This window comes from Limnobacter humi (genome assembly GCF_024518835.1).
GTDB classification, from domain to species: domain Bacteria; phylum Pseudomonadota; class Gammaproteobacteria; order Burkholderiales; family Burkholderiaceae_B; genus Limnobacter; species Limnobacter humi.
This window is the reverse complement of sequence record NZ_JANIGO010000001.1, coordinates 320,542-334,014: the sequence shown is the minus strand read 5'-3', so window position 1 is coordinate 334,014 and position 13,473 is coordinate 320,542. Positions and strand designations below refer to the sequence as shown.

Genomic DNA, 13,473 nt, shown 5'->3' with positions numbered 1-13,473 from the left:
ATGACCCTCATGAGTAACAGCCGCGCCGGTTTTGTTCGCGGTGTTTGTGTTTAAAGCCAGTTTTTGTGAATGAGGAAATCGGTGTACAGCTTGGCTTCGTCTGTGCCTGGTTCTGGGTGCCAGTCGTAACGCCATTTCACCTGTGGAGGCATGCTCATGAGGATGGATTCGGTGCGCCCGCCACTCTGAAGGCCAAACAGCGTGCCCCGGTCGAACACCAAGTTGAATTCCACGTAGCGGCCTCTGCGGTAGGCTTGAAAGTCACGCTCGCGGTCGCCATAGGGAAGGCTCATGCGGCGCTCCACAATCGGCAGATAGCCTTTCAGAAACGCATCACCCACGCTGCGGGTGAGTGCAAAGCTCTCTTCAAAACCCAATTCCGAAAAGTCGTCAAAGAATACACCGCCCACGCCCCGGGGCTCTTTGCGGTGTTTCAGGTAGAAATACTCGTCACACCAGGCTTTGAACTTGGGATGGTAATGTTCGCCAAAGGGGTGGAGTGCCGCTTCGCAAGTGCGGTGAAAGTGCTGTGCGTCCTCTTCAAAACCATAGTAGGGCGTGAGGTCCATGCCACCGCCGAACCACCAAACGGACTCGCCGGTGGTGGTGGTGGCTGCAAACAGGCGCACATTCATGTGCACCGTGGGCACATACGGGTTGCGAGGGTGGAATACCAGCGACACCCCCATGGCCTCGAAACTGGCGCCCGCCAGCTCTTTGCGGGCTGCTGTGGCCGAACCGGGCAGCTGTGAGCCCATCACATGGCTGAAATTAACACCACCCCGCTCCAGCAGGGTGCCTTCTTCAACCAGGCGGCTGCAACCGCCGCCGCCCTCTGCGCGCTCCCAACTGTCGGACACAAAAGCTTTGCCTTCAAACTGGCCGATGCCATCGATGATGTTGCTTTGCAGGTTTTGCAAATAGGCTTTGACGCGTGCCAGGTGGTTGGGAGTGAGGTTCATGGCGGATTATTTGCGCTGAATGGCCCGGTAGCCAATGTCGGTGCGGTATTGCATGCCGTCAAAGTGCACGGTATTCACCAATTCATAGGCTTTGGATTGTGCCTGGCGCACCGATTCACCCAGTGCCGTGGCGCACAGCACCCTTCCACCGGAAGTGACGGCCTTGCCATTTTTTTCAACTGTGCCGGCATGGAACACCGCAGCCTCGGTGTTCGGTTTGGCATTCAGTTCGATCACATCGCCGGTGCGGGGGGGGCCGGGGTAGTTGTGGGCCGCCAGCACCACGCCCAAGGCTGTTCGGCGATCCCATTCCGCTTCCACTTGGTCCAGCGTGCCATCAATGGCATGGTCCAGCAATTCAACAAAGTCGCTCTTCAAGCGCATCATGATGGGCTGGGTTTCCGGGTCGCCCATGCGGCAGTTGAATTCCAGCACTTTGACGTCGCCTTTTGCATCAATCATGAGGCCTGCGTACAAAAAGCCGGTGTACACCAACCCGTCTTTTTTCATGCCGGCGATGGTGGGGTAAATCACTTCGCGCATTACACGGGCGTGCAAGGTGGGGGTGACCACCGGTGCCGGGCTGTAAGCGCCCATGCCGCCCGTGTTGGGGCCCTGGTCGCCGTCCAGCAGGCGCTTGTGGTCCTGGCTGGAGGCCATGGCCAGCGCATTCACGCCATCCACCATCACGATGAAACTGGCCTCCTCGCCGTCCAGAAATTCTTCGATGACCACGCGAGAGCCTGCAGACCCCATGGAATTGCCCAGCAGCATGTCATCAATCGCCTGGTGGGCTTCCTCCAGCGTCATGGCCACCACAACGCCTTTGCCAGCAGCCAGGCCATCGGCCTTGATCACAATGGGTGCGCCGCGCTGGTTGACGTAGGTGTGCGCTTTGGCAGCGTCGGTAAAGGTTTCGTATTCGGCCGTTGGAATGCCGTGGCGCTTCATGAAGGCCTTGGCATAGTCTTTGGAGCTTTCCAGCTGCGCTGCCAGCTTGGCTGGGCCAAAAATGCGCAGGCCCCGCATGCGGAAAATATCGACAATGCCCGCCGCCAAGGGCGCTTCAGGGCCGACCACCGTCAAGTGAATGCCCTCCTTTTCCGCAAAATCAGCCAGTTTTTGCAGGTCGGTGATGGGCAGGTTTTCCAGCTTGGGTTCCAGCGCAGTGCCGCCATTGCCAGGCGCAACATACACTTTGTGCACCCGCGGGGCTTGGGCAATTCGCCAAGCCATGGCGTGTTCACGACCGCCCGATCCAACCACCAAAATTTTCATTGATTGCTCCGTTATTCGTCGTTGAATACAGCGTTGGTGTACACCTGCTGCACATCATCCAGGTCTTCCAGCATGTCGATGATTTTCTGCATGCGGACGGCGTCGTCGCCGGTCAGTTCGGTTTCGCTGGCGGGTTTCATGGTCAGTTCCGAGGCTTCTGCTTTCAAGCCGGCGCCATCGAATGCTGTCTTGACGGTGTGATATTCCGTCACGGGGCAGGTCACTTCGATCATGCCATCGTCGTGGGTAATCACATCATCGGCCCCGTTTTCCAGGGCGATTTCCATCACGGTGTCCTCCGAGGTGCCCGGTGCAAACATGAACTGGCCGCAATGCTTGAACATGAACGCCACCGAGCCATCGGTGCCCAAATTGCCGCCGTGTTTGGTCAGCGCGTGGCGCACTTCGGCCACGGTGCGCACTTTGTTGTCCGTCATGCAATCGATGATGACCGCCGCACCGCCAATGCCATACCCTTCGTAGCGGATTTCCTCGTAGTTCACGCCTTCGGCTTCACCCGTGGCCTTCGCAATGGCGCGTTGCAGGTTGTCCTTGGGCATGTTGGCATCGGCCGCTTTGTCCAGGGCCAGGCGCAGGCGGGGATTGGTGTTGGGGTCGCCGCCGCCAATGCGGGCAGCCACACTCACCTCACGGATGATTTTGGTCCAGACCTTACCGCGCTTTTCGTCTTGCCGGTTTTTGCGGTGTTGAATATTGGCCCACTTGGAATGTCCTGCCATGGCGTGCTTTCAAGATGAAAATCAAAGAGGTGCAATTTTATCACCAGCCGGCTGGCGAGGGCCGACACCCCGGGTGGAGACGGTGATAATCTGCGCGGGTTGGACCTTTTGCAGTATTTCACCTTTATTTTTCATTCATCAGGAGGCAACGTGAGTTTGCTCAAGGAATTCCGGGAATTTGCAGTCAAGGGCAATGTGGTCGATTTGGCGGTGGCCGTGATCATCGGTGGTGCTTTCAGCGGCATTGTGAAAAGCCTGGTGGAAGACGTCATCATGCCCATCGTAGGGCGTGTGGTGGGCAATCTGGACTTTTCCAACCTGTTTCTGGCCTTGGGCGACATTCCGCCCGGCACGGCGACCACGCTGGAAGCGGTGCGCAAAGCTGGCGTGCCGGTGCTGGCCTACGGCAGCTTCATCACGGTGGTGATCAACTTCACCATTTTGGCCTTCATTATTTTTATGATGGTGCGCCAGGTGAAAAAGCTGGCCGACATCGCCAAAAAAGAAGAAGCGGCTGCACCCGCAGAGCCAGTACCCACGCCGGAAGACATCGTTTTGTTGCGTGAAATTCGCGATGCGCTGAAGGCTGCCGAGCAAAAACACTAAAGAAAGCACTACCACATGGGTGCTGCGCTGCAGTACAATTGGGGGGTTGAATCTGGAGAGTAGCCGGGCAACTGCTTGGCTCGCCGAAGGCGCAAACCCCATGAACGCTCAGGCCCATGTACAGGTTCAACCGATCAAACAATCGATCAAATCTGGAGAGCGTTGGGCGCGGCCACCTGCTGCGTCGCCAACCGCCGAAGAGGCAAGCAACCCACCTGCGTTGCGAATCTTTCAGGCACAAGGACAGAGAGGGGCTGAACGGCATTGTTGCCACTAGCCCATTCTTTGTTTTTGGAGCATTCCCATGAAAGCGATCGTTCTTGGCGCCGGCGTCACCGGCATTACTTCCGCATGGTTTTTGAGCAAGGCTGGCTTTGACGTCACGGTTGTTGACCGTCAGCCTGCAGCCGGCATGGAAACCTCCTTTGCCAACGGCGGCCAAATTTCTGTCTCGCACGCCGAGCCTTGGGCCAACCCGGGCGCACCCAAAAAGGTGTTGAAATGGCTGATGAAAGAAGACGCTCCCCTGTTGTTCCGCCTGCGTGCGGACGCGCGCCAATGGCGCTGGGGCATGCAGTTTTTGCGTGAATGCACCCCTGAGCGCACCCGGCACAACATCATTCAGATGGTGAACCTGGGTACTTTCAGCCGCAGCACCCTGCAAGAATTGCGGGCCGAAACCGGCATCGAATACAACTGCCTGACCAAGGGCATTTTGCACTTTTACACCAACCGGCAAGAGTTTGAAGACGCGCTGGAACCCGCTGAAATCATGCGGGAATTTGGTTGCGACCGCAAAGTGATTGATGCCAACGAAGCCGTGCGCCTGGAACCTGCACTGGCGTCTGTCAAAGACAAAATCGCCGGTGCCACCTACACCGAGGCCGACGAGAGTGGCGATGCGCATCGCTTTACTCAAAACCTGGCGAAGTTGTGTGCCGAGAAGGGGGTTCAGTTCAAGTACGACACCGCCATTTTGGGCCTGGACACCGAAGGTGGCGAAATCAGCGGCGTGCGTGTTCGCGGTGCCGACGGCCAAGTGCAAGTGCTGAAAGCCGACAAATACCTGCTGTGCATGGGCAGCTACAGCCCAATGCTGGTGAAGGATTTGGGCGTTGACCTGCTGATTTACCCTGCCAAGGGCTATTCGGCCACCCTGCAGATTCAGGATGCGAGCAAGGCCCCCTCTGTCAGCCTGACCGACGACGAGTACAAGCTCGTATTTTCACGCTTGGGCGACAAACTGCGAATTGCAGGTACCGCCGAACTGAACGGCTACAGCACCAACCTCAACGACGTGCGCTGCAAGGCCATTACCCGCCGTGTGATGGAGCTGTTCCCCGGCATGGCCGACCCCGAGCAAGCCGTGTACTGGACTGGTTTGCGCCCGGCCACCCCTTCCAACGTGCCCTACATTGGTGTGTCCAAAATTGCCAACCTGTACCTCAACACCGGCCACGGCACCCTGGGCTGGACACACTCCTGTGGCTCCGGTCGCTCCATTGCCGACATCATGAGCGGCAAGCAGCCTGAGTTGGATTTTGCCTTCACCGGAATTTCTTCCAAGAAGGGCGAAGCGCTCAGCGTTGCATAAGCCTTGATTTTGCTAACATCGGCGCATTCGTCACACAATGTGCCAACAAGGATGCGCTGATGTCCAGCAACCCAAGCCATACCCCCGGGGCCGATCATGCCCCGGCTTCCAATTTCCTGAAAAACATCATTGATCAGGATTTGCAGAAGCCCGAATACCAGCACCGCCCGTGGGCCCGCAAGCCTGGTGGTGCCGCGGTGCATGCCGGCGCACCCGCTGACCCAGCCAACATTCGACTGCGCTTTCCGCCTGAACCCAACGGTTACCTGCATGTGGGCCATGCCAAGGCCATTTGCGTCAATTTCGGTTTGGCCAAAGAGTACGCCGGCGCCTGTCACATGCGCTTTGACGACACCAACCCCGAAAAGGAAAGTGAAGAGTTTGCCAATTCAATTCTGGATGCGGTCAGCTGGCTGGGGTTTGACTGGAACAGCTTTGGCGACACCAACCTGTACCACGCCAGCGACTATTTCGACTTCATGGTCGAGAGCGCTGAATTCCTCATCCGTGCGGGCCTGGCCTACGTGGATGAACAAAGCGCAGAGGACATGCGCACCAACCGGGGCACGCTCACCCAGGCCGGCGTGAACAGCCCGTTCCGCGACCGCAGTGTGGCCGATAACCTGGCCCGTTTTGCCGCCATGAAAAACGGCGAGCTGCCCGATGGCGCTGCCGTGTTGCGTGCCAAAATCGACATGGCCAGCCCCAACATCAACCTGCGGGATCCCGCGATTTACCGCATCAAACATGCGCACCACCACCGCACGGGCGACCGTTGGTGCATCTACCCGATGTACACCTTTGCGCACCCCATTGAAGACGCGCTGGAACGCATCACCCATTCATTCTGCACGCTGGAGTTTGAAGACCAGCGGCCGTTTTACGATTGGTTGTTGGGCAACTTGGCCAAAGACCACCCCCAGCCCGATGGTTCGGTGTTGAAGGCGATATTGGCCCACCCCTTGCCCAAGCAGGTGGAGTTTGCGCGCTTGAACTTGAGCTACGTGGTGACCAGCAAGCGCAAGCTGCAGCAATTGGTGTTGGAGAACCGCGTGAGTGGTTGGGACGACCCTCGCATGCCCACCATTGTGGGTCTGCGTCGTCGAGGCTTTACACCGGAAGGTATTCAACTGTTTTGTAACCGCATTGGGGTGTCCAAGTCCGATTCCTGGATTGACTACAGCGTGCTGGAAGGCGCACTGCGAGATGACCTGGATCCCAAAGCCCACCGTGCTGTGGCCGTGCTCGACCCCTTGCCACTGATTCTGGACAATGTCCCGGAGGATTGGCGCGATGACTGTGTGGCACCAGTTCACCCGCACCATGCCGAATGGGGGCAGCGCGACTTCAGCATTGGCAAGCGCCTGTGGATTGAGGCGGAAGACTTTCAGGAAGTGCCTGAGAAAAAATTCTTCCGGTTGTTCCCAGGCAACAAGGTTCGCCTGCGTTATGGCTATGTGATCGAATGCACCGGTTGCGACAAAGACGAGAACGGCAAAGTGATCGCCGTGCATGCCAATGTGTTTCTGGACAGCAAGTCGGGTACCCCAGGTGCAGACACTTACAAAGTGAAGGGTAACCTGCACTGGGTGAATGCAGCCACGGCTGTTACCGCCAAGGTGCGTTTGTACGACCGACTGTTCACCGAAGAACATCCGGATGCGGGTGGTCGCAATTTTCTGGACGTGCTCAACCCGAACTCGCTGACCGAGGTAACCGCCTATCTGGAGCCCTCCGTGAAAACCAGTACCCCGGGAACCATCTACCAGTTTGAGCGTCATGGTTATTTCGTGGCCGACCTGAAAGACCACCGGCCAGACTCGCCCGTGTTCAACCGCACGGTCACCCTGAAGGACAGTTGGTCCAAATAACGTCTGCCCCCTGCACAGGTTCGGTGTTGGGGGGCCTCTTCCACGGGGGCTTGCATGCCGAACACCAGCAATGTGAATATTTTGCAGTCCTTGCGCACCATTCTCAGTGGCATGGTGGCCGAGCCAGGGCATGATGCGGATATTTTGCCGCTGCACCACTTGGTGGTGTGGCTGCGTCACGATGCCCTGGGCTCACACTTTGAGCTTGACCGCCGGTGCACGCTGTTGCTGGATTTGTTACAGGCGGACGTCAGTGTGCGTTTGCAGGTGAAAGCTTACCTCGAGCAATTTCTGCTGGAGCGGCGGTACCGGTATACCGTTGCCGAGCTGGGGATTCTAGGCAACGAAACCTTTGGTCAGGCCATGAAAAATCGGCTCTTCCAGCGTTTGCTGCCCGCCACTGTGGAAGACAGAACCCTGCGAGAAACCTTGGGTTTGTTGTTTGACAAAACCAATGACCATGAGTGGGTTCAGCAGATAAAGATCCACCACTGGCAGCGATTGGTTGGGCTCCTGGATTGGGCGCAAGCCGATTTGCCGGCATGGGTCCGGGTTCAACAGGAGATGCTGGAGGCGCTGGAGTTGTTGGCTGTGCGTGTGGCTTCGCTGGGTGTTGAGTCTGAATTCACGCGTTGTCTGGATGCGGCCGACCGCACCACCACCCCTTTTGTAGAGCAGCACCTGGAATTGAGACAGGTGGTGGCACAGGCGCAGCAGGCCATGAAACAGAGGGCTTCGGTGGAGCGGTTGGCAGACCACCTGGATGTGCTGCTGGACCAGTGCATGGACTACATTCGCAAAGCGCATGGGCAGGCCCGCGTGCAGGGCACCTCAGTGACCTTGAGTTTGATTCTGATTCGTTTGGAACAATCGATTTCACGCATGCGTCAACTGCTCAAGTTGACTGGCCTGTTGCCCTGCGATAGCCGTCTGGCCCTGTCGGTGGAGTTTTTCGGCGCATTGGTTCGAGAAGAAAACCGCAAGCATTCCCTGAGCGACCTCTGGACGAGCTTGACCGACAAACTGGCGGTGCGGGTAACCGAGCATGCCAGCAAAACCGGCGAAAAGTACGCCACGGAAACCCCTGCAGAATATTGGCAAATGGCCAAGGCTGCGATTGGCGCTGGTGTGATTGTGGGGGCCTTGTCACTCATCAAGGCGCAAATGGCCGCATGGCACGTTCCACCGCTTTGGGAGGCAATACTCTTTAGCTTGAACTACGGCATTGGCTTTGTGATTATCCACCTGTTGCATTTCACCATTGCCACCAAGCAACCGGCCATGACCGCTGCACGCATTGCTGCTGCGCTGGATTCTTCCAATGGTCGCTTGACCAGCATCGACCGGGTGGTGGAACTGGTCGTGCAAGTGGCTCGCACCCAGTTTGTGGCGATCATGGGCAATATGCTGCTGGCGTTTCTGTCGGCTTTGTTGATTGCGTTGGCATGCACTGCCTTGTTCGGGCACTCTCCCATTTCGCTGGAGAAGAGCGAAAAAATGTTGCTGGAGTTGAACCCGGTGCTGTCGGGCGCCATTCCCCATGCGGCGATTGCCGGTGTGTTTCTGTTTTTGGCGGGCATTATTTCTGGCTATTACGACAACCTCAGCATGTACCACCGCATTCCAGACCGCCTTCGCAAGGTACCCTGGTTGCGCCGTTTGCTTGGGGTGGCACGTCTGAACCGGCTGGCCAATTATTTGGTGAACAACACCGGTGCCTTGGCGGGTAATTTTTTGTTTGGTTGCATGTTGGGCTCCGCAGGCTTTGTTGGCTTTTTGCTGGGCTTACCGATTGATATCCGGCACATCACGTTTTCATCGGCCAACCTCGCGTACGCCATGGAGGCGCAAGGCTTCGGCCTCAACCCTTGGGAAGTGGCTTTTTATGCGGGCACAGCCGTGGCCATTGGATTAACCAACCTGGCGGTGAGCTTCAGTTTGGCGTTTTATACGGCCCTGAAGGCCCGTGGCGTGCGCCGGCGCGAAGTCGTTAAACTCGCCGGTGGTTTGGGGCGCCGTTTTTTGAAACGGCCTCGGGATTTTTTCTACCCGCCGCGCCCACAGCCCGTGGTGGATACGGCTGCCAGCATCAAGCCTGAGCAGGCCGATTAAACCCCTTCTTCCACTGAACATCCTGCACGCCGGCCTGGTGGTGAATCCATCGGGCAGCGACGAACAGAAAGTCTGACAAACGGTTTAAGTACAGCAGCAGTTCTTCCGGTACGTCTTCGTGGCTTTTCAGGTCAACCACCACGCGTTCGGCGCGGCGGCACACTGTGCGGGCAATGTGCGCATACGCGGCGGCTCGGCTACCACCGGGCAAAATGAATTCTTCCAGCCGGGCCAAGGGTTTGTTGAATTCAGCAATCAGGGTGTCCAGCCGGGCCACGGCAGTGTCGGGAAACACATCAAAGCCTGGCATGCACAGCGCTGCCCCCAGGTCGAACAGGTCGTGTTGAATGCGGGTGATCTCGGTGCCCAGGGGTTCGGGCAGTGGTTCCGTCAGCAGCAGGCCCAAATGCGAGTTCAATTCATCCACATCGCCCATGGCGTGCACGCGCAGGTCTTTTTTGGAAAGCCGGCTGCCATCGGCCAAGCCAGTGGTGCCGTCGTCGCCGGTGCGGGTGGTGATGCTGGAAAGTCTGTTGCCCATGCTGTGTGTACTGCCTCGGTGTGGTGGCCCAAATCATTGAACAAAAACAAAGGCCCTTGTGGACAACCCGGAGTCCACTGGGTGCACTTCGAGCCTATACTTTGAGTTTAACGCAGGGGTCCTGGCAAATCGGTTGCCGGGTGAGAAAAACCCTCACACCTGTGCAGGTAATGCTGTTCGCAGGAAGCGGTTCCACAAGGCCCACGGCCATTCATGGCTTCACCTTGCGCACTCTTCTGGCACGCATGCCTGTGTAGTTGAACCTGCGTACCAGTTTCTTCAGGAGTGCCCATGAACGCCAATCCCGATTTTCTCGCAGCCACGGCCAAGGTCGACGAGGCCGCCATCAAACCCTTGCCCAATTCGCGCAAAGTGTATGTGCAGGGCTCTCGCCCCGACATTCAAGTGCCCATGCGCGAAATCACGCAGGACGACACGCCCACAGCATTTGGCGGCGAGAAAAACCCACCGATTTATGTGTACGATTGCTCGGGCCCTTACACCGACCCCAATGCCCGCATCGACATTCGTTCTGGCCTGGCCCCCATTCGTGCCAACTGGATCGAGGAGCGTGCCGACACGGAGGTGCTGGCTGGCCCCACATCCCACTACGGCATTGAGCGCCTGAACGACCCCAAGCTTACAGAGTTGCGGTTTAACCTGACCCGCAAGCCCCGCCGTGCCAAGGCTGGCAAAAACGTGAGCCAAATGCACTATGCGCGCCAAGGCATCATCACCCCGGAAATGGAGTACGTGGCGATTCGTGAAAACCTCCGCCGCCAGGAATACATCGACAGCCTGAAAAGCCAGGGTGGAAAAACAGGCGAGCGCATGGCCCAGTTGCTGTTGCAACAGCACAAAGGGCAGTCCTTCGGCGCTGCCATTCCCGAGCAAATCACCCCCGAATTCGTGCGCGATGAAATTGCCCGTGGCCGAGCGATTATTCCTGCCAACATCAACCACCCGGAACTGGAGCCGATGATCATTGGCCGAAACTTTCTGGTGAAAATCAACGCCAACATCGGCAACTCGGCGGTGTCGTCGTCCATCGGTGAAGAGGTGGAAAAAATGACCTGGTCTATCCGCTGGGGGGGCGACACGGTGATGGATTTGTCCACCGGCAAGCACATTCACGAAACCCGCGAATGGATTTTGCGCAACAGCCCGGTGCCCATCGGCACCGTGCCCATTTACCAGGCGCTGGAAAAAGTGAACGGCAAGGCCGAAGACCTGACCTGGGAAATTTTCCGCGACACCCTGATTGAACAAGCCGAGCAGGGTGTGGATTACTTCACCATCCACGCCGGTGTGCGTTTACAGTACGTACCGCTCACCGCCAACCGCATGACAGGCATTGTGAGCCGTGGTGGTTCCATCATGGCCAAGTGGTGTCTGGCCCACCATCAAGAAAACTTCCTGTACACGCATTTTGAAGACATCTGCGAGATCATGAAAGCTTACGACGTGAGCTTCTCGCTGGGCGATGGCCTGCGCCCGGGCTCCATCTACGATGCGAACGATGAAGCCCAACTCGGCGAGTTGCGCACCCTGGGTGAGCTCACCCAAATTGCCTGGAAGCACGATGTGCAGGTGATGATTGAAGGCCCAGGCCACGTGCCCATGCAGCTCATCAAAGAAAACATGGACATCCAGTTGAAGGAATGCCATGAGGCTCCGTTTTACACGCTCGGCCCGCTGACCACCGACATTGCACCGGGTTACGACCACATCACCAGTGGCATTGGTGCTGCGCAAATTGGCTGGTATGGTTGCGCCATGCTGTGTTACGTCACACCCAAGGAACACCTGGGTTTGCCCAACAAGAAAGACGTGAAAGACGGCATCATCACGTACAAAATTGCTGCCCATGCCGCCGACCTGGCCAAAGGCCATCCGGGTGCGCAAGTTCGTGACAATGCGCTGTCCAAGGCCCGCTTCGAGTTCCGTTGGGAAGACCAGTTCAATCTCGGCCTTGACCCCGACACAGCACGCGCATTCCACGACGAAACCCTGCCCAAACAGAGCATGAAAGTGGCGCACTTCTGCTCGATGTGCGGCCCGCATTTCTGTTCGATGAAAATCACGCAGGATGTTCGCGAATATGCCGAAAAACTGGGGGTGAGCGAGAAAGAGGCCTTGAACAAAGGCATGGAAGAAAAATCCATTGAGTTCATCAAAACTGGCGCCAAGGTGTACCACCAGCAGTAAATTTGATCGTTCATCAACACTAAGTGCCCGATTTTTCGGCACAAATTTGACACCGCCCGCATTGCTTTGTAGCATTGGGCGGTGTTTTTTATGATCAGGAGCAGTTCGGGCGGTTTTGTAACCCTTCCCGACCCTATATGGATAGTCCCAGTTGTCGAAGTGACTCGCACTTCAACCCCCTGTTTTCTCTCGAATTCCCCATTCAAATCCCGACGCTGACCCAACCTGGAGACTGCACATGGACGTGCTGATGCTGCTGGGTTTGATTGTCCTCAATGGCGTGTTTGCCATGTCGGAAATTGCCTTGGTGACTGCCCGAAAAGCCCGTTTGGCCAAACTGGCCGCCGATGGTGATTCATCCGCTGAGGTGGCCTTGAAGCTGGGCGAAGACCCCACCAAGTTTTTATCCACCATCCAGATTGGCATTACCTCGATCGGCGTGCTGAGCGGTATTGTGGGCGAGGCTGTGTTGGCCAAACCCTTGTCTGTGTGGATGCAAAGCCTGGGCATTGAGGCTGGTGTGGCTTCCGTGTCATCCACGGCCATTGCCGTTGTGCTGGTGACCTATGTGGCCATTGTCGTGGGCGAGCTGGTGCCCAAACGGTTGGGGCAGCTCAGCCCAGAATCGATTGCCCGCACAGCCGCTCGACCCATGCAGGTGCTGGCCGTGGCCACCCGGCCATTTGTGCTCCTGCTGACCTATTCCACACGCGGTTTGCTGCGCCTGATGGGTGTGAAAGAAAATACCGACAGTGGTGTGACCGAAGAAGAAATTCATGCCATGCTGGATGAGGGCAGTGTGTCTGGTGCGATTGAGCAAAGCGAACACACCATGCTGCGCAATGTGTTCCGACTGGACGATCGGCAGTTGGGCTCCTTGATGATTCCCCGTTCGGATGTGTTGTTTCTGGACGTTCGCTTGCCCCAAGAGGAAAACCTGAAGCGGGTGATTGAGTCGGAATATTCACGTTTCCCGGTGTGTGATGGTTCACCGGACAAACTCTTGGGTGTGATTCACGCCAAGCAGGCCTTGGCCTATGCCGCGCAGGGCAAACTCCCCGACTTTGTGAACAACCTGCAGCCTTGCGTGTTTGTGCCGGAGACCCTGACCGGGATGGAATTGCTCGAGCAATTCCGCAGCAATAACATGGACATTGCTTTCGTGATCGATGAATACGGCGAATTGGAAGGCATTGTGACGCTGCATGATTTGATGGAAGCGCTCACCGGCGAATTCAAGCCCCGCAATGTGGAAGATGCATGGGCGGTTCAACGCGATGATGGTTCCTGGTTGCTGGACGGTGCCATTGCCATTCACGAACTAAAAGACACCCTGGAGATGAAAGCCGTACCGGAAGAGGAGAAAGGCCGTTACCACACCTTAAGCGGCATGATCATGCTGCTGATGGGGCGCTTACCCAACACCGGCGATGTGGCGGAGTGGGAAGGCTGGCGATTTGAAGTGGTGGACATGGACGAAAAGCGGATCGACAAAATATTGGCGAGCCGCCTGCCAGACGAGACTGAGGACGGTTCCGACACCACAGATGGTTGAAGTGGG

Annotated in this window: 10 protein-coding genes and 2 riboswitches; of the genes, 6 read left to right on the top strand and 4 right to left on the bottom strand. The window is 57.2% G+C overall.

What is annotated here, in order from left to right:
* Positions 1–50: 50 nt before the first annotated feature.
* Genes hemF through NQT62_RS01555 form a run of 3 tightly spaced genes read right to left on the bottom strand, consistent with a single transcriptional unit; the run spans position 51 to position 2,980 of the window.
* Positions 51–962, bottom strand: coding sequence for an oxygen-dependent coproporphyrinogen oxidase (hemF, locus tag NQT62_RS01565; protein WP_256762795.1), 912 nt, complete (start codon positions 960–962; stop codon positions 51–53).
* A 6-nt stretch (positions 963–968) separates the two neighbouring features.
* On the bottom strand, positions 969–2,240 hold the full coding sequence (purD, locus tag NQT62_RS01560; protein WP_256762794.1) for a phosphoribosylamine--glycine ligase: 1,272 nt from the start codon (positions 2,238–2,240) through the stop codon (positions 969–971).
* A gap of 11 nt (positions 2,241–2,251) precedes the next feature.
* Complete coding sequence (locus tag NQT62_RS01555; RefSeq protein ID WP_256762793.1) at positions 2,252–2,980, bottom strand: YebC/PmpR family DNA-binding transcriptional regulator; 729 nt, start codon at positions 2,978–2,980, stop codon at positions 2,252–2,254.
* A gap of 150 nt (positions 2,981–3,130) precedes the next feature.
* Between NQT62_RS01555 and mscL the strand changes: the two genes are divergently transcribed.
* From mscL to NQT62_RS01535, 4 genes are all read left to right on the top strand, one after another.
* Positions 3,131–3,586 (top strand): large conductance mechanosensitive channel protein MscL, encoded by a 456-nt coding sequence (gene mscL, locus NQT62_RS01550; protein WP_256762792.1) that lies wholly within the window; start codon positions 3,131–3,133, stop codon positions 3,584–3,586.
* A 42-nt stretch (positions 3,587–3,628) separates the two neighbouring features.
* Positions 3,629–3,720, top strand: a riboswitch (glycine riboswitch).
* Between the two features lie 8 nt (positions 3,721–3,728).
* Positions 3,729–3,843, top strand: a riboswitch (glycine riboswitch).
* 47 nt (positions 3,844–3,890) lie between these two features.
* Complete coding sequence (locus tag NQT62_RS01545; RefSeq protein WP_256762791.1) at positions 3,891–5,180, top strand: D-amino acid dehydrogenase; 1,290 nt, start codon at positions 3,891–3,893, stop codon at positions 5,178–5,180.
* A 59-nt stretch (positions 5,181–5,239) separates the two neighbouring features.
* Positions 5,240–7,051: a glutamine--tRNA ligase/YqeY domain fusion protein gene (locus NQT62_RS01540; protein WP_256762790.1), complete on the top strand. Its 1,812-nt coding sequence runs from the start codon at positions 5,240–5,242 to the stop codon at positions 7,049–7,051.
* 54 nt (positions 7,052–7,105) lie between these two features.
* Positions 7,106–9,163, top strand: coding sequence for a site-specific recombinase (locus tag NQT62_RS01535; RefSeq protein ID WP_256762789.1), 2,058 nt, complete (start codon positions 7,106–7,108; stop codon positions 9,161–9,163).
* Here the strand turns inward: NQT62_RS01535 and NQT62_RS01530 are convergent.
* A complete protein-coding gene (locus NQT62_RS01530; RefSeq protein WP_256762788.1) occupies positions 9,141–9,704 on the bottom strand; it encodes a cob(I)yrinic acid a,c-diamide adenosyltransferase in 564 nt (187 codons plus the stop codon). The two genes, NQT62_RS01535 and NQT62_RS01530, sit on opposite strands and share 23 nt — an antisense overlap.
* Before the next feature lie 291 nt (positions 9,705–9,995).
* On the opposite strand from NQT62_RS01530, the gene thiC reads away from it, so the two are divergent.
* Positions 9,996–11,912: a phosphomethylpyrimidine synthase ThiC gene (thiC, locus tag NQT62_RS01525; protein WP_256762787.1), complete on the top strand. Its 1,917-nt coding sequence runs from the start codon at positions 9,996–9,998 to the stop codon at positions 11,910–11,912.
* Positions 11,913–12,150: 238 nt separating this feature from the next.
* Positions 12,151–13,467, top strand: coding sequence for a hemolysin family protein (locus tag NQT62_RS01520; RefSeq protein WP_256762786.1), 1,317 nt, complete (start codon positions 12,151–12,153; stop codon positions 13,465–13,467).
* Positions 13,468–13,473 lie beyond the last annotated feature (6 nt).